Here is a 17,011-nt window from a genome sequence, read left to right on the forward strand (position 1 = left end):
ATGCGCGAGGCGTCAGAACGGCTTGTCGCCGATGATCGTTGCGCGCATCATGCGCCGCACGGCCGGGAAATAGTCCTGGATCGCGTAGTGCTGGGTCGAGCGGTTGTCCCAGAACGCGATGGTGTTGGGCGCCCACCGCAGCCGAACCTGGTACTCGGGAATGGCGGCCTGGCGAAACAGATACTGGAGCAACTCGAGTTCGCCGTAGCGGAAATCGAAGCCCACGCGAAACGTGCCCGTGCTCAGAAAGTTGGCGAGATGGGTCGTGAAGCCTTCGTTCACGTACAGGATCTTTTCGCCGCTTTCCGGATGCGTGCGGACCACAGGATGAATCACGGCGGGGAATTTCACGCGATTTGCCCCGCGTTCTTCGGCCGACATGCGCGAGCCGAATGACGGCATGATGTCATGCACGGCTTCGAGGCCGGCGAGTTGCGCTTTCACGGCCTGGGGCAGCTCCGCATAGGCCTTCTCCATGTTCACCCAGATCGTGTCGCCGCCGCTGCGCGGGCATTCCACGCAACGCAGCATCGACGCCATCGAGGGAATCTCGCGCCAGGACACGTCCGAGTGATAGATGTTCTCGCGCGCCTTCGAAGCCTGCGTGCCGCCCAGCAGGACGAGTTCGGGATGGTCGGCGTGATGCGGAAACACGGGATGCACTTCGAGCTGGCCAAACCGGCGTGCAAGCGCCACGTGCTGCGCGGGCGTGATGTCCTGGTCGCGGAAGAACAGCACCTTGTGCTGCACGAGCGCGGCGCGCAGCGCGGCGACGGTGGTGTCGTCCAGCGTTTCGCGCAGGTCGATGCCGTTCACTTCCGCACCGATGGCGGGCGAAACAGGGTCGAGCGTAAAGTGCGCATGCGCAGGGGTCGGGTTCGCCTCGGGCGTGGCGATCGCGTTCGTCATGTCTTGTCTCCTAGATTCGGCGCCGGCTGGGTCGGCTGTTCCGATGGGTGTTAACTTAAGGCGGACACAAACAGCTGTCGTGGTCCTAAAGCAGGAAGCGGCGGGACGCGTTGAAGTGTTCCGCGCTGCTTCGAACGGAGCAAGGGTTTGCCCCGCGGCTCCTCCCTTCGATCGTGCGCTCAGGCTTCGCGATCGTTGCGCGGCCAGCGGAACAACGGGGCTTCCTTGCGCGCAAAGCGCGCCGCGGCCTCGCGCAGATACGGCGAGGTCAACGCAATGGCCTGGGCGCCCGCCTCCGCGTCGAGGAGTGCGCCGAAGTCGCGTTCGAACGTCTGCGCGAGCAAACGCTTGGTCATCGCGAACGCGTCCGGCGATTGCGCGCTCATGGCGAGCGCCAGTTCGTGCGCTCTCGCGCCCAGCGCATCGGCGGGCACCACCTCCAGCACGATGCCCAACGCCTGCGCCTCGAGCGCAGGCAACTCGCGGGCCGAATAGACGAGTTCGCGCGTGCGTTGCGCGCCGATGATGCGCGGCAGCGTATGCAGCGCGCCCAGATCGGGCACGAGGCCCATGCGCGCGAACGCGAGGCAAAAGCGCGCGCGCTCGCTCGCGACGATGAAATCGGCCATCAACGCAATGCTGAAGCCCGCGCCGTACGCCACGCCATCCACCGCTGCGATCACCGGCTTGTCGAACGTCGCCAGCGCCGCGCACGGCCGCTGGCTCTCGATCATGCGGCGGCGCACGGCGGCCGTATCGGCGGGCCCTTGCATCGCGCTGACGTCGCCGCCCGAGCAAAACTCGCCGCCTGCGCCGGTCAGAATCAACGCGCGCACCGTGGCGTCGCGGCGCAATGCTTCGATGGCATCCGCGAATGCGGCGAGCGCCGCAGCGCTCAGGGCGTTCTTGCGCTCCGGGTTGTCGAGCGTCAGCGTGGCGATACCTTTTTCAATGGTAGTCCTGATCATTTTCGGAAAAATCGAACGTCCGTAAAAGAACCGCCCCGCATGATGCGGGGCGGTGCGTGGGGCTCAGTCTTCCATCGCCTCGACGTAGCTTGCGAGATGATGGTCGGTGTCGCCGAGGAGCGGATCGAACATCGTCAGCCGCTTGAAATAGTCGCCCACTTCCAGCTCGTCGGTCATGCCCATGCCACCGTGGAGTTGCACCGCCTGCTGGCCAACGAAGCGTCCCGCCTCGGCGACGGTCACTTTCGCGGCGGCGAGCATGCGGCGGCGCTTGCGCGTTTCGGGTTCGTCCAGCGCTTGCGCGGCGACGTAGGCCATGGAAAGCGCCAGCTCCTTGTGCACGAGCATGTCCGCCATGCGATGCTGTAGCGCCTGGAACGTGGCGAGCGGCTGGCCGAACTGGCGGCGCGTGCGCAAATACTCGCCGGTGATCTCGATCAGGCGCTCCATCGCGCCGGCCGCTTCCGCGCAGAGCGCCGCGATCCCGCAGTCCACGCCGTGCCCGAGCGCGGCCACGCCTGCGCCGGGCACGCCGATCAGGGCTTCCGCGCCCACTGCGACCGCCTCGAACGATACGTCGGCGGCGCGCTGGCCGTCCATGGTCGGATAGCCGGCCACGCTCACGCCCCGGCTATCGCGCGGGACGAGGAAGAGCGCGATGTCACCGGTGGCCGCGTCACCCACGCGTGCGCTGACGATGAACGCATCCGCAGCCTCGCCATGCCAGACCAGTGCTTTCGCGCCGTCGAGCACGTAGCCGCGCCCAACGGGCGTCGCGCGTGTGACGACCGCATCGAGCCGGTAGCGCGACGCGGTTTCCGCGAACGCCGGCACGACGACCTGCTGCCCCGTGGCGATCGCGCCCAGCCAGTGGTCCTGCTGCGCGGCGCTGGCGTATGCCGCGAGTATCGCGGTCGCCATCACGCTGCACGGGACGATCGGTTCGAGCACCAGCGCCCGGCCCAGTTCGCGCTGCACCACGAGCCGGCTCGCCGCGCCTTCGCCGAACCCGCCGTATTCGGCGGGCGCCGTGAGGCCGAGCACGCCCATTTCCGCAAGCCGTGTCCAGATGGCGCGATCGAAGCTCGCGCCCTCGCGCGCGCGCCGGCGCCGTCGCGCGAACGTGTATTCGCTTTCGACGAAACGGCGCAGGCTATCCGCGAGCATTTGCTGCTCTTCGCTATACGTGAAGTCCATGTGCGTGTCCTAAAAGCCGATGATCATCTTCGCGATGATGTTCTTCTGCACCTCGGTCGCGCCCCCGTAAATCGAGGTCTTGCGCATGTCGAAATAGGTGGACGCAGCGGGCGCCGCCCATTGCGGCCCGCTCACGGGGGCATGGGCGCCGGGTTCGAGCCATTGCGGCGCGTAGGGCCAGCCGTGCGGCCCGGCCACTTCCTGCTGAAGCATGGAGATGTCCTGCTGCAGTTCCGAGCCGCGAATCTTCACGATCGATGCCTCGGGGCCGGGACCGCGCCCGCCATCTGCCGTCGCCACGCGCAGCAGCAGCATTTCCAGCGCCATGAGGTTCATTTCGAGGCGGGCGATCTTGTCGCGCATGCGCGCGTCGTCGAGCATGCGGCCGCCCTTGCCGTCCGCGGCCTGTGCCGCGTAATGTTTCAACTGCCGCAACTCGCGATAGCAATGGCCGATGCCCGCAATCGCCGTGCGCTCGTGCCCGAGCAGATACTTCGCGTAGGTCCAGCCGCGGTTCTCCTCGCCCACGAGATTTTCCACGGGCACTTCCACGTCCTCGAACCATGTCTCGTTCACGTCGTGGCCGCCGTCGAGCGTGACGATCGGCCGGACCGTGACGCCCGGCGATTTCATGTCGACCAGCAGCATCGAAATGCCTTCCTGCGGCTTCGCTTCGGAATCCGTTCTCACGAGGCAGAAGATCCAGTCCGCGAAATGCGCCATCGTGGTCCACGTTTTCTGGCCGTTCACGATGTACTTGTCGCCCTTGCGCACGGCGCGCGTTTTCAGCGAGGCGAGGTCGGAACCCGAACCGGGTTCGGAATAACCCTGGCACCAGAAGTCGTCGAGGTTCGGAATGCGCGGCAGAAAGCGCGCCTGCATCTGCGGGCTCGCGTACTTCATGAGCACCGGGCCGATCATCGTGAGGCCGAACGGCAACAGTCGCGGCGCGCCCGCGCCGAGCGTCTCGATCTCGAAGATCAGGCGCTGCAGCGCGTTCCAGCCCGTACCGCCGCATGACTTGGGCCAGGTGGGCGCACCCCAGCCATGCGCATTGAGGATGCGGTGCCAGCGCACGTAGTCGTCCTTCTCCACCCGCTGGTGCGCGAGCACTTTCTCGCGGATATCGGCAGGCAGGTTCTCCCGCACGAACGCCCGCACTTCTTCGCGGAACGCCTGTTCCGCTTCGGTATAACGCAAATCCATCTGGTGCTCCCAAGTAGCGACGTTACAGCGTGCGGGCGATCAGTTCCTTCATGATCTCGTTGGAGCCGCCGAAGATCTTGCTCACGCGCGCATTCACGTAGAGCCGCGCGATCGGATACTCCATCATGTAGCCGTAGCCGCCGTGCAGTTGCAGGCATTCGTCGATGATTTCGCAACTGCGTTGCGTGCACCACCATTTCGCCATCGCGGCCGTTTCGGCGTCGAGTTCGCCGCGCAGCACCTTCGCCATGCAGTCGTCGATGAAGGTACGCGCAATGGTCGCGTGGGTCTTGCACTCGGCGAGCTTGAAACGCGTGTTCTGCATGTCCAGCAGGCTCATGCCGAACACCTTGCGCTCGCGCACGTAGGCCGTGGTCACATCGAGCGCCTTTTCCATCGCGCTCAGCGCGCCGAGCGCGATGATCATGCGTTCCTGAGGCAACTGCTGCATCAGCTGATAGAAGCCTTTGCCCTCTTCCGTGCCGAGCAGGTTGGCACACGGCACGCGCACATCGTCGAAGAACAGCTCGGCGGTGTCCTGGCCCTTCTGGCCCATCTTTTCGAGTACGCGTCCGCGCCGGAAGCCGGGCAGATCGTCGGTCTCCACGACGACGATCGACACGCCTTTCGCGCCCTGCGCCGGGTCCGTCTTGACGACCACGCAGATCAGGTCGGCGAGCAGGCCGTTCGAAATAAAGGTCTTCGAACCGTTGATGACAAAGTGATCGCCGTCACGCACGGCACGCGTTTTGATGCTCTTGAGGTCCGATCCCGCGCCCGGCTCGGACATCGCGATCGCCGCCACGCGCTCGCCGCTCGCCATTTTCGGCAGCCACCTGCGCTTTTGCTCCTCGGTGCCGTAGCGCAGGATGTAGTGCGCGACGATGCCGCTATGCACGTTCGTGCCGAGGCTCGACACCATCGCGCGCGACTGCTCGAGCGCGATGATGGCCTCATGCGCGAAGGTGCCGCCGCCGCCGCCGTATTCCTCGGGAATGCTCGCGCAGAGCATGCCGAATTCGCCGGCCTTGCGCCACACCTCGCGGTCCACGTGCTGCTGCTTCCACCAGCGCTCCTCGTGTGGCACGAGTTCGCGCTCGATGAACTTGCGGATCGAGTCCTGGAACAGCACGAGATCGTCCGTGATCCACGGACTGCGGTATTCAGCCATGTTCGACTCCTTCCTCGCGAGCCACGTATTACGGACGGCCGCCGCCGACCACCAGCACCTGCCCCGTCACGTAGTTCGATTCGGGAATGCACATGAGATACACTGCGCCCGCCGCTTCTTCCGGCGTGCCGCCGCGGCCGATGGGAATCATCGCCTCGATGTTCTTCATGAGCTGCGCGTTGACGCCCACCTTGATGGCCTGGCCCGCGATGTCGATGGTCGAGCTGTTGCCCTCGCCCGCCACCGCCTCGGTGAGGCGCGTCTTGACGAGGCCGAACGCCACGCTGTTCACGTTGACTTTGTAGCGGCCCCACTCTTTCGCGAGCGCCTTCGTGAGGCCGTTGATCGCGGCTTTCGCGGCCGAATAGTTCGCCTGGCCCGCGTTGCCCATCACGCCCGAAACGGAAGAGATGTTCACGACCTTGCGGAACACTTCCTGGCCCGCATCGGCTTCGGCCTTCGCGCTTTCGCGGAAGTAGTCGGCGGCGGCGCGCAGGATGCGGAACGGCGCGCTCACGTGCACGTCAATAATGGCGTTCCACTGCTCGTCGCTCATCTTCTGGATCACGTTGTCCCACGTGTAGCCCGCGTTGTTGACGATGACGTCGAGACGCCCGAATTCCCTGAGCGCCGTGCCGACGAAGCGCGTGCCGAAGTCCGCGTCCGTCACGCTGCCCGTGCACGCCACGGCCTTGCCGCCCGCCGCGATGATCTCGGCCACCACGCTCTGCGCGGGTTCGGCGTCCAGATCGTTCACCACGACTGCCGCGCCTTCGCCCGCGAGCTTCAGTGCGATTTCCCGGCCGATGCCGCGGCCCGAACCCGATACGATGGCGACCTTGCCAACCAGCTTGCTCATCTTCTGTCTACTCCGTGTGTGTGATGGATCGTTCAGGCGTCGAGCGCGACGAGCGCCGAGCCTGAGAGCTTGATTTCGCCTTGTGCGTCGCGCGTGGTGAGCGCGACTTTGACGGTGCGTGCGGCCTCGTCACGCTCGGTGACGACGCCGCTGCAGGTAATGGCGTCGCCCACGTGCGTAATCGCCGCGAAGCGCACCGAGAACTCGCGGATGGCCTGCTGCGGCACCCAGTTCGTGAGCAGGCGCCCCAGATACGCCATGGACAGCATGCCGTGCGCGAACACGTCGGGCATGCCGGCGCGGCGCGCGAAGTCCAGATCGACGTGAATCGGGTTGTGGTCGCCGGAAGCGCCCGCGTAAAGCGCGAGCGTGAGGCGCGTGAGCGGCGGCGCGGCGAACGGCGGCAACGCGCTGCCTACGGCGAGGTCGTTCAAACGAATCGATTGCATGATGGCTCCTGCTTTTCTATCAGCCGTTGCGCACGACGATCACGCTGCGCAGGTCTGCAACGGGCGCGTCGTCCTGTGCGTTCGTCACACGCGTTTCGCGCACGACGAATTCCAGTGCGCCGCCCTTCTTGCCGTAGATGTCCGCGATGCGCGTTTCGAATGCGAGGCGTTCGCCCGCAAACGCCATGCGGTGATAGCGGAAGCGCTGCTCGCCGTGCAGCACGCGGCCGATGTCGATATTCAGGCGCTCGACGGTCGCGCGCGGATTGGGCGATTCCATTTCGAGGCAGAACAGGAACGTGGGCGGCACGGGCAGCGCGGGATAGCCGGCTTCCCTCGCGGCCTCGTCGTCGACGTAACGGCGGTCCGTCTGGCCGGTCGCCTTCGCGAAGAAGCGCAGGCGGCCCGCCTCGACGAGCGCCGTGTGGCGCGAGATCAGTGCGCCGATATGGCTTTTGTCGATCATCGTCGGGCCTCGCGTTACTGGCGCTCGTAGAGCGTGACCACGCACGCGCCGCCGAGTCCGAGGTTGTGCTGGAGGCCGAAGCGCGCACCGGCGACCTGGCGGTCCTGCGCCTGTCCGCGCAGTTGCCACACGAGTTCGGTGCATTGCGCGAGACCCGTTGCGCCCAGCGGATGGCCCTTCGAAAGCAGGCCGCCAGAGGGGTTCGTGACGACACGGCCGCCATAGGTGTTGTCGCCGTCGAGAATGAACTTCTCCGCCGTGCCTTCGGGGGTGAGGCCGAGCCCTTCATAGGTGATCAATTCGTTCGCCGTGAAGCAGTCGTGCAGTTCGACGACCTGAATGTCTTCGGGACCGACGCCCGCCTTTTCATACACCTGTTGCGCGGCGGCGCGCGTCATGTCGTAGCCCACCACCTTGCGCATGTCGCCTTCGTCGAACGTGCTGTTACGGTCCGTCGTCATCGCCTGGGCCTTGATGACCACGCGCGTGTCGAGTCCGTGCTGCTTCGCGAACGCTTCGGAGCACACGATCGCCGCAGCCGCGCCGCAGGTGGGCGGGCAGCACTGCAAGCGCGTGAGCGGATCGAAGACGGCGGGCGAAGCCATCACCTCTTCGAGCGTCACGGTGTTGCGAAACACGGCGAAGGGGTTGCGCGCGGCGTGCTGGCGCGCCTTCACGGAAATACGCCCGAACGTTTCCGGCTTGATGTCGTATTCCTTCATGTAGGCGCGGCCACCGCCGCCGAAGAATTGCGCGGCGCGCGGCGCGGTTTCGTCGAAGCCCTGCACGTCGAGCATGGTCTTGACGAAGCGCTCCATCGGCGTGGGGCGGTCGGTGTACGCGCCCTTGAGTGCGCCGGGCACCATCTGCTCGAAGCCGAGCGCGATGGCGCATTCCACGGCCCCGCTTTCCACGGCCTGGCGCGCGAGGAAGAGCGCGGTGGAACCCGTCGCGCAGTTGTTGTTGACGTTCACGACCGGAATGCCGGTGAGGCCCACGCCATAGATGGCGGCCTGCCCGGAGGTCGAATCGCCGAACACGTAGCCGACATAGGCCTGCTCGACGAGCGCATAGTCGATGCGCGCATCGGCGAGCGCCGCCTTCGCGGCATTGGCGCCCATCGTGGCGTAGTCGTCGCTCGCGCCGGGCTTGGTGAAAGGAATCATGCCGACGCCGGCTACCACAACCTTGTTGCTCATTTTGGATACCTGAATAAGTGAGACTGCAGGAAGTTAAGGATGACGATACCCACCGGTGCGGATCAGCCCACCTCTCGGGACTGGCTCTGCCAGTACGGCGCGCGCAGATCGCGCTTGAGAATCTTGCCGGCGGCCGACAGCGGCAGCGCCTCGCGAAACTCGATGCTCTTCGGGCACTTGTAGCCGGCGATGAACTGGCGGCAATGCTCGCGCAGCGCGGCTTCGTCCACGTCGCTGCCGCTGCGCGCGACGACCACGGCGTGCACGGCTTCGCCCCAGCGCGCATCGGGAACGCCGATCACGGCGCATTGCGCAACGGCGGGATGGCGCGAGAGCACGTTCTCGACTTCGGCGGAATAGACGTTCTCGCCGCCCGTCACGATCATGTCCTTCATGCGGTCGACGATGAAGAGGTAGCCGTTTTCGTCCATGTAGGCGCCGTCGCCGGTGTGCAGCCAGCCGTCGCGCAGCGTCTCGCGGGTTTCTTCGGGCTTGTTCCAGTAGCCGAGCATGACGTTGGCGCCGCGCACGGCGATTTCGCCCACGGTATTGCGCGGCACTTCCACGCCATTATCGTCGACGATCTTGACGGTCACGCCGAACCCCGCACGCCCGGCCGAGCGGTAGAGGCCGCTAGCACGCCCTTCGGGGCCGTGATTCGCGGGCGGATTGACCGACACCACGGGCGACGCCTCCGTGAGACCGTAGGCGTGAAAGAATGCGATGCCGGGCAGCGCCGCGAGCGCGGCGTCGAGCACGCCCGCGGCGATCGGCGACGCGCCGTAATAGATGCGCCTGAGCGAAGAAAGATCGAACCGCTTGAAGTCAGGGTGCTCCAGCACGGCCTGCAACATGGTCGGCACGAGCAGGAGCTCGTCCACGCGGTCGCGCTCGATCGTTTCGAGCACCGCGCGCGGCTCGAACGTGGGCAGCACCACGTGCGTGTCGCCAGCCACGAATTGGCCCACCGCGCGCGCCATCGCGGCCGTGTGGAAAAGCGGTGCCGCATGCAGCGAAACGGTGTGCGCGTAGTCGCGGAACTCCGCCATACGCGAAATCGCCGACGACCACAGGTTCAGGTGCGACTGCATCACGCCCTTGGGCCGGCCCGTCGTGCCGCCCGTGTACATGATGGTCGCGAGATCGTTGCCGCCGCGAAACGCGTCTGCCACAGGTTGCGCTTCGGCGATCAGCGCCTCGTAAGCGAGCATGCCGGACGGTGCGTCACGCTCGCCGGTGTAGACGAGCATCGGGCGACGCGCAGCGCTCGCCGCGATGTCCCCGGCGAGCGGCAGGAAGTGGTCGTCTACCAGCAGGATGCGCGTGTCGCAGTCGTCGAGCGAGTAGACGATCTCGGGCACACTCCAGCGGATATTCACGGGGTTGAGCACGCCGCCGCCCCACCACACGCCGAGCATGTATTCGAGGTAGCGATCGGAATTGAGCGCGAGCATGCCCACGCGGTCGCCCGCGCCCATGCCGAGCGACTGGAGCGCGCCGGCCAGCCGCGCCACGCGCGCGCCCAGCTGCGCGAAAGTCCGCGTGCGCTCGCCGAAGCGGATCGCGATTTCCGCCGGGTGTTGCTGCAAGCAGCGATGCAGGCCTTGTGTGAGGTACATGGTGTCTCCGGGCTTCTTTGTGTCGTTCTGGCTGTGCCGGTTGATCGCCGGTTGGTCGATCGTGGCGCGGATGCCGTGAAGTCGATGTCACTTTAGGCGCATGCCGGCCTGCTGTCCTGAGCCGAAGGGAGGATTTTAGGACGGGCGGGCGAATCGTTCGAAAGGAGTACGACGCCGGCCGGCCGCTATGGAACAATAGCCTCATGGTTGCACCAATAACGTGAAAATAGGGCGCGACCCCTCGCCCCAGCAATAACGACCCGAGTGAGACAGGTCCGACGCCGGCTAATCCGCGCGGCCCGCGGACCCGCAGGGCGCGCCGCCGCGCGCGCCGCAGAAGGAAACAGCGCCAGTGAACATCGTCGATGCCCACGCCGCAAGCGGCCATCAGAATCCTCCCCGCGGGATCGTCGCGTCGAAGCTGACGCCGCCCGCCGACAGCCCGTCACATCTGTTGCGCCCGCAACTGATCGAGACGATTGCAGGCGCCCACACGGCGCGGCTCGTGCTGATCCGCGCATCGGCGGGCTTCGGCAAGACCACGCTCCTGCAGCAATACGCCGTGCACTGCCGCGCCCATCGCCGCGAAGTGGCGTGGCTGCGCCTCGACGCCGCCGACAACGACTTCGGGCGCTTCCTGCTGCATCTCGATGCCGCGTTGCCCGGCACACGCACGCCGCGCGCGCTCACGCTCGATCCGGACACGTTCGCGTCGAGCCTGATCGAGCGCGTGGCGGCGCACGGCAAGCCGCTCGCCATCCTGCTCGACGACTTCGAGTCGGTCCAGAGCCCCAGCGTGCTCGCTTTCATGCAGGACCTGATCGCCGCCCTGCCGCCCGGCAACCCGCTCGTGGCCGCCTCGCGCGTGACGCCCGAACTCGGCATCGGGCGCATCCGCGCGCGCGGCGAGCTGCTCGACATCAATCCCGCAGCGCTGCGCTTCACGCTCGCGGAGGCGGGCGCGTTCATCCGCGAGAAATGCGCGCTGCCGCTGCGCGACGCCGATATCGCCACGCTGCATCGCTGCACCGAAGGCTGGGCCACCGCCATTTACCTGGCCACGCTCTCGCTGCGCACGCGCACCGACCATGCGGCCTTCGTGGCGTCGTTTTCGGGCACGAACCTCGAACTCGCGGAATATCTCGCCGAGGACATCCTCGCCCGGCAATCCGAAGCGTGCCGCTCGTTCCTGCTGGAGACGAGCGCGCTGCCGCAGTTCTGCGCCGCGCTCTGCGACGCCGCCACCGGACGCAACGACAGCCGCGAGATGCTGGACTATCTGGAGCGCGCCAATCTGTTTCTCGTGCCGCTCGACGGCGAGCGCAGCTGGTATCGCTATCACCGGCTGTTCGGGAGCTTCCTGCAGCATCGGCTGCGGGCAGCGCAGCCGGAACGTGAACGCGAAGTGCACAGCGCGGCCGCGCGCTGGTATCTCGACGCGCAACGCCCCGTGCCCGCCATCGACCATCTGCTCGACGCGGGCGACGAAGCCGGTGCGCTCGCCGAAATCGCGGACCACTCGCGGGCATTGCTCGGCAGCGGCCGGCTGCGCCTGTTGATGCGCTGGCTCGACCGCATCGGCGCCGGGCGGCTCGCCATGCGGCCCGACGTCGGCCTCACCTATGCATGGGTGCTGCTCCTGAACCACCGCTATGCGGACGCCATGCGCACGACGCAGAGCATTGTCGAGGGCAGCCTCGGGCAGCCCAACCAGGACAGCGTCGCGCTCGTGGCCGAAGCGATTCGCGGCGTGCTGCTCGCGATCACCGACCAGGTCGAGGCATGCGCGCAAACGAGCGCCGCCCTGCTCGACCGCCTGCCGGACCGTGCGAACTTCTCGTTCTACAGCCTCACGAATTCGCTCGCGTTCAGCTACGTCTGCACCGATCGCTACGACGAGGCGCGCGGCGTGCTCTCGCGTGCGTTGCGGCGCACCCACGACCATCCGTATGTCGTGATGCGCACGATGTCGGAAACCATCGAAGGGATCATCGATCTGGTGCAGGGCCGGCTAGGCACGGCGCTGGCGCGGCTCGAGATTTCGGCGGCCAACGCCACGGCGAACCGCTCGGTGGACTCGGGCGGCGGCCGCACCAGCGTGGACGGCGTGCGCTCGCTCGCGCTCTACGAAAAAAACGCGCTCGACGAAATGACGCATCTGCTCGCCGACGCGCTGCCGCGCGCCAAGCGCGTGGGCGTGACCGACGGGCTGATCGCCACGCATGTGCTCTCGGCGCGCGCGGCGCGCCTCGAAGGCAACGTCGAGCAGTGGTTGCGCCTGCTCGCCGAACTCGAACAGTTGGGCCGCGCAGTCGAATCGGACCGCGCCGTGAGTGCCGCATGGCTCGAGCGAGCGCGCGTCGCCACGCTCGAAGGCCGCTTCGACGCCGCCGAGCAGGCGCTGCGCGCGGCCACGCTGCACGCGGACTGGGCGCGCCCCGGGGTTTCCTATCACTCGAGCGAGATCGACGAACCGGTGATCGCGCGCTGCCGCCTCGATATCGCGCAGGGACGCTACGCCACGGCGTGCGCGGCGTTGAACGAAGCCCTCGCGCAGGCGATCGCGCGGCGGCGTCATTGGCGCGCGCTGAAGTTGCGCGTCTTGCTCGCACTCGCGCTCGACGGCAACGGCGAGCGCACGGCCGCCTTCGACACGCTCACGGAAGCGCTGCGCATGGCGAGCCACGAAGGCTTCGTGCGCGCGTTCATCGATGAAGGTGAAGCATTGATGCGCCTGCTTGGCGCCTGGGCCGAGCGCGGCCCCACGCAGATCGGCTCGCTTGGCGTGGTGCCCGCGTTCGTCGCGCAGCTGCTCGACGGCGTGGCGCCCTCCCACGCGCACATGGCGGACTCGACGACCGTTGGCGCCGATCTCTCGCCCTACGCCGCGGACTCTCCCGCCGACGCGCTCACGGCGCGCGAACTGGACGTGCTAAAAATGCTTTCGGCAGGCCACCGCAACCGCGTGATCGCGGAGAAGCTGTTCGTCTCCGAGCTGACGGTAAAGTCGCATCTTCGCAAGATCAACGCCAAGCTCGGCGCGGGCAATCGTACCCAGGCAGTCGCCATCGGCCGAGCGAAAGGACTGATTCCCTGATTGTGGAACCCGGACAATGAACGATCGCCTGCAAGCGAACGAGATATCGGTGGAAGTTGCGAACGCAACTATCAAAAACGACGACGCCCCGCCGCCCGGCTTCGTGGCGTTGCCGTTCCGCACGGGCTATATGGGCCAGTTCGGCACGCTTTACTTCGACGAAGCCCGCTGCGTGATCGGCACGCGCGTGGGCGAGCGCCATTTGAACAATCTGGACATCGCGCACGGCGGCATGCTGGCCACGCTCGCCGACACCGCCATTGGCGCGGCCATGATACGCGCGGCGGGACGCGAACGCCCGGCGGTCACGGCGCATCTGGGCCTCGATTACCTCGGTTCTGTGCGTCCCGGCGACTGGCTGGAAGCGCACGTGGCGCTCGACAAAATGGGCGCGCGTCTGCGCTTTGCCACCTGTCGCCTGATGGTGGACGAGCGCTGCGTGCTCAAGGCCAACGCGACCTTCGCGGTGCTGAACCCGCCGGCCTGAGCGCCGGGCTCTCGCGACACGCCACGTGCGGACAGCATGACGCCGCCGCCCCTTTCGAGGCGGCGGCGCTGCAGGTTAGCCATCGTTGATCAGTGATGGCGCTTCACGTCCTTCGCCATATCCTTTGCGGCCTCCTTCATGTCACCGACGTCCTTGCGTGTCTGGCCAGCTTCCTGCTGGACATCCCCCTTCACTTCGCGCGCCGGGTTGTCGGTTGCGCGGCCCACGGCCTCATTGACCTTGCCCTTCATCTTTTCAGCCGTGCCCTTCACCTGGTCCTTGTTCATGGTCACACTCCACGTAAAAGCGACGGTGTGTCGCGACGCTTCCTGTAGCGCATGCACTGTGCCCAAGGTGCCAGGCGCGCGTGTATTGAGGGACGCAACCTGACGCGTCAGTCGTGCGCCATGGCGCGGTCGATCGAGATCTGCGTGGGCATCATGTTGACGTTCGCGTTGTGCATGACCCACAGCGAAAGCCCGACGATCACCGCGATCAGGAACGCCGTGCAGATGAAGATGCCCGTGTTGGCGCGCTGGCTGCGCGACGTACCGATATGCAGGAAATACACGAGTTGCACGACGAGCTGCGCGATGCAGAGCACGACGATGGCAGCAAGCCCGAAGGCCGGCGAAACGACTCGAAACATCACCACGCCGAACGACGCGAGCGTCAGCACGAGCGAGAGCACCGTGCCGATCATGTAGCCCTTGAAACTGCCGTGCGACGCGTCATGCACAGCGTGGTGAGTGGCATGGGACTGGCTCACAGGAAACCCCGCAGGTAAACGAACGTAAATACACAGATCCACACGAGATCGAGAAAGTGCCAGAAGAGGCTCAGGCAGGCGAGACGGCGGCGGACCGTGCCGGTCAGACCGAACTTGAAGGTCTGGTGCATCATGATCGCGATCCACAACAGACCCGCCGTGACGTGCAGGCCGTGCGTGCCCACCAGCGTGAAGTACGCCGAAAGGTAGGCGCTCGTGCCGGGCCCCGCTCCATCGGCGATGAGCTTGGCGAACTCGTTCACCTCCATCGCGACGAAGCCCGCGCCGAACAGGAACGTGATGGCGAGCCACACGATCACCTGGCCGCGCCGCTGCGCGTAGAGATTCAGCATGGCCATGCCGAAGGTGACGCTGCTCGCAAGCAGCAGCAGCGTTTCGCCCAGCACGTAGGGCAGTTCGAACAGTTCCCTTGCGCCCGGACCGCCTGCCGTCGCATTCGCGAGCACGCCGAACGTGGCGAAGAGCGTCGCGAAGATGAGGCAGTCGCTCATCAGGTAGATCCAGAAGCCCAGCGTGGTCCTGGTGCTGTCGTCGTGATCGTGACCATGACCATGGGCGTGAGTAGTAGCAGCGTGAGCCATGGTTTATGCCATCTCCTCGATGTGCTCGGATTGATCGAAACGCCGGATGCCGAGTTGCCTGAAGCGCGCGTTCTCGATGCGCTCGACCTCGGCGGCCGGCACCCAGTAATCCACGTCCTGGTTGTAGGTGCGCGCGATGAACGTGGCGATCATGCCGATCAGGCCCACCGCCGCGAACGCCCACATGTGCCACACGATCGCAAAGCCGAACAACAGGCTGAACGCGGCGATGATGAAGCCCGCGCCCGTATTGCGCGGCATATGGATGTCCTCGTACTTCGCCGGCTGCACGTAGGCGCGGCCCGCTTCCTTGTTGTCCCAGTGCTGCTCCATCGAGGTGATCTCCGGCAGCACGGCGAAGTTGTAGAACGGCGCGGGCGAAGCGGTCGACCATTCGAGGCTGCGGCCATCCCACGGGTCGCCGGTCACGTCGCGGTTGGCTTCACGATCGCGCAGGCTCACCGCGATCTGCACGATGAACGAGAGAATGCCGAGGCCCACGAACACGGCGCCCACGAGCGCCACCACGAGCCACGGATGCCACTCGGCCACCTCATAGTGATTCATGCGCCGCGTCATGCCTTCGAAGCCGAGAATATAGAGCGGCGTGAACGCGAGCCAGTAGCCGATCAGCCAGCACCAGAACGACACCTTGCCCCAGAACTCGTTGAGCGTGAAACCGAACACCTTCGGGAACCAGAAGCTCACGCCCGCAAGACAGCCGAACACCACCCCGCCGATGATCACGTTATGGAAGTGCGCAACGAGAAACAGCGAGTTGTGCAGCACGAAGTCCGCGCCCGGCACGGCCAGCAGCACGCCGGTCATGCCGCCCACGGCGAACGTCACCATGAAGCCGATGGTCCAGAGCGTGGCGCTGTGATAGCGGATGCGGCCGCGATACATCGTGAAGAGCCAGTTGAAGAGCTTCACGCCGGTCGGGATCGAAATGACCGTGGTCATGATGCCGAAGAACGCGTTGACGTTCGCGCCCGAACCCATCGTGAAGAAGTGATGCAGCCACACGAAGAACGAGAGAATGCCGATCGACGACGTGGCATAGACCATCGACTTGTAGCCGAACAGCGGCTTGCCCGAGAACGTCGCAATGATTTCCGAGTACGCACCGAACGCAGGCAGGATGAGGATGTACACCTCCGGGTGACCCCAGACCCAGATCAGGTTGATGTACATCATCGCGTTGCCGCCCAGCTCGTTCGTGAAGAAGTGCATGTCGAAGTAGCGGTCCATCGTGAGCAGCGCGAGCGTGGCGGTGAGCACCGGGAAAACCGCGACGATCAGGATGTTGGTGATGAACGCCGTCCACACGAACACCGGCATCTGCATCATCTTCATGCCCGGCGCGCGCATGCGCAGGATCGTGACGATGAAGTTGATGCCCGAGAGCGTGGTGCCGAGGCCCGATAGCTGCAGCGACCATATGTAGTAATCCATACCGACGGTCGGGCTGTAGCCGAGCTCCGAAAGCGGCGGATACGCCACCCAGCCCGTGGCCGCGAAATCGCCCACGAACATGGACACCATCACGAGCACCCCGCCCACCACCGAAAGCCAGAAGGAGAGCGAGTTGACGAACGGATAGGCCACGTCGCGCGCGCCGATCTGCAGCGGCACGACTACGTTCATCAAACCGAGAATGAGCGGCGTGGCCACGAAGAAGATCATGATGACGCCGTGCGCCGTGAAGATCTGGTCGTAGTGATGCGGCGGCAGGTAGCCCGCGGCGTCGCCATACGCGAGCGCCTGTTGCGCGCGCATCATGATCGCGTCGGCGAAGCCGCGCAGCAGCATGATGACGGCGAAAATGATGTACATGACACCGATGCGCTTGTGATCGACCGACGTGATCCACTCGCGCCACAGATAGCCCCACTTGCCCGCGATCGTGATCGCGGCGAGCAAGGCGAGGCCGCCGAGCGCCACGACGGCGCCCGTGCCCATGATGATCGGCTCGTGCCAGGGAACGGCGTCGAGCGTGAGTTTTCCGAACAT

16 protein-coding genes are annotated in these 17,011 nt (G+C 65.9%); 2 read left to right on the forward strand and 14 right to left on the reverse strand.

The genetic code is table 11. The annotated features are described in order from the left end of the window. Positions 1-12: 12 nt before the first annotated feature. The 10 genes from AB4Y40_RS06520 to AB4Y40_RS06565 form a co-directional block, all read right to left on the reverse strand. Complete coding sequence (locus AB4Y40_RS06520) at positions 13-909, reverse strand: TauD/TfdA dioxygenase family protein (protein ID WP_368686931.1); 897 nt, start codon at positions 907-909, stop codon at positions 13-15. Between the two features lie 179 nt (positions 910-1,088). Beyond that, positions 1,089-1,877 carry an enoyl-CoA hydratase/isomerase family protein gene (locus AB4Y40_RS06525; RefSeq protein WP_368686932.1) on the reverse strand — a complete coding sequence of 263 codons (789 nt, stop codon included), beginning with the start codon at positions 1,875-1,877 and terminating at the stop codon, positions 1,089-1,091. A gap of 63 nt (positions 1,878-1,940) precedes the next feature. Further along, positions 1,941-3,074 (reverse strand): acyl-CoA dehydrogenase family protein, encoded by a 1,134-nt coding sequence (locus tag AB4Y40_RS06530; RefSeq protein ID WP_368686933.1) that lies wholly within the window; start codon positions 3,072-3,074, stop codon positions 1,941-1,943. A gap of 9 nt (positions 3,075-3,083) precedes the next feature. After that, positions 3,084-4,280 carry an acyl-CoA dehydrogenase family protein gene (locus AB4Y40_RS06535; protein WP_368686934.1) on the reverse strand — a complete coding sequence of 399 codons (1,197 nt, stop codon included), beginning with the start codon at positions 4,278-4,280 and terminating at the stop codon, positions 3,084-3,086. A gap of 22 nt (positions 4,281-4,302) precedes the next feature. Then, a complete protein-coding gene (locus AB4Y40_RS06540; RefSeq protein ID WP_368686935.1) occupies positions 4,303-5,451 on the reverse strand; it encodes an acyl-CoA dehydrogenase family protein in 1,149 nt (382 codons plus the stop codon). Positions 5,452-5,479: 28 nt separating this feature from the next. Next, a complete protein-coding gene (locus AB4Y40_RS06545; RefSeq protein WP_368686936.1) occupies positions 5,480-6,310 on the reverse strand; it encodes an SDR family NAD(P)-dependent oxidoreductase in 831 nt (276 codons plus the stop codon). A gap of 32 nt (positions 6,311-6,342) precedes the next feature. Next, positions 6,343-6,759 carry a MaoC family dehydratase gene (locus tag AB4Y40_RS06550; protein ID WP_368686937.1) on the reverse strand — a complete coding sequence of 139 codons (417 nt, stop codon included), beginning with the start codon at positions 6,757-6,759 and terminating at the stop codon, positions 6,343-6,345. 19 nt (positions 6,760-6,778) lie between these two features. After that, positions 6,779-7,225 (reverse strand): MaoC family dehydratase N-terminal domain-containing protein, encoded by a 447-nt coding sequence (locus AB4Y40_RS06555; protein WP_368686938.1) that lies wholly within the window; start codon positions 7,223-7,225, stop codon positions 6,779-6,781. 14 nt (positions 7,226-7,239) lie between these two features. Then, complete coding sequence (locus tag AB4Y40_RS06560) at positions 7,240-8,424, reverse strand: lipid-transfer protein (RefSeq protein ID WP_368686939.1); 1,185 nt, start codon at positions 8,422-8,424, stop codon at positions 7,240-7,242. Between the two features lie 62 nt (positions 8,425-8,486). Further along, positions 8,487-10,043: a long-chain-fatty-acid--CoA ligase gene (locus AB4Y40_RS06565; protein ID WP_368686940.1), complete on the reverse strand. Its 1,557-nt coding sequence runs from the start codon at positions 10,041-10,043 to the stop codon at positions 8,487-8,489. 352 nt (positions 10,044-10,395) lie between these two features. Here AB4Y40_RS06565 and AB4Y40_RS06570 point away from each other — a divergent pair, with 352 nt between their 5' ends. Next, on the forward strand, positions 10,396-13,140 hold the full coding sequence (locus tag AB4Y40_RS06570) for a LuxR C-terminal-related transcriptional regulator (RefSeq protein ID WP_368686941.1): 2,745 nt from the start codon (positions 10,396-10,398) through the stop codon (positions 13,138-13,140). 16 nt (positions 13,141-13,156) lie between these two features. Then, a complete protein-coding gene (locus AB4Y40_RS06575; RefSeq protein ID WP_368686942.1) occupies positions 13,157-13,627 on the forward strand; it encodes a PaaI family thioesterase in 471 nt (156 codons plus the stop codon). A gap of 89 nt (positions 13,628-13,716) precedes the next feature. On the opposite strand, the gene AB4Y40_RS06580 is transcribed toward AB4Y40_RS06575, so the two are convergent. The 4 genes from AB4Y40_RS06580 to cyoB form a co-directional block, all read right to left on the reverse strand. Beyond that, entirely contained in the window at positions 13,717-13,914 is a 198-nt protein-coding gene (locus tag AB4Y40_RS06580; RefSeq protein ID WP_368686943.1) for a CsbD family protein, read from the reverse strand. A 107-nt stretch (positions 13,915-14,021) separates the two neighbouring features. Next, entirely contained in the window at positions 14,022-14,396 is a 375-nt protein-coding gene (gene cyoD, locus AB4Y40_RS06585; RefSeq protein ID WP_368686944.1) for a cytochrome o ubiquinol oxidase subunit IV, read from the reverse strand. Further along, positions 14,393-14,998, reverse strand: a complete 606-nt coding sequence (gene cyoC / locus AB4Y40_RS06590) for a cytochrome o ubiquinol oxidase subunit III (RefSeq protein ID WP_368686945.1) — start codon at positions 14,996-14,998, stop codon at positions 14,393-14,395. Before cyoC ends, cyoD begins: the two co-directional genes overlap by 4 nt. 3 nt (positions 14,999-15,001) lie before the next feature. Then, on the reverse strand, positions 15,002-17,011 hold the full coding sequence (gene cyoB, locus AB4Y40_RS06595; RefSeq protein WP_368686946.1) for a cytochrome o ubiquinol oxidase subunit I: 2,010 nt from the start codon (positions 17,009-17,011) through the stop codon (positions 15,002-15,004).

The sequence above is a fragment of the Paraburkholderia sp. EG287B genome (assembly GCF_040965595.1).
Classification (GTDB): domain Bacteria; phylum Pseudomonadota; class Gammaproteobacteria; order Burkholderiales; family Burkholderiaceae; genus Paraburkholderia.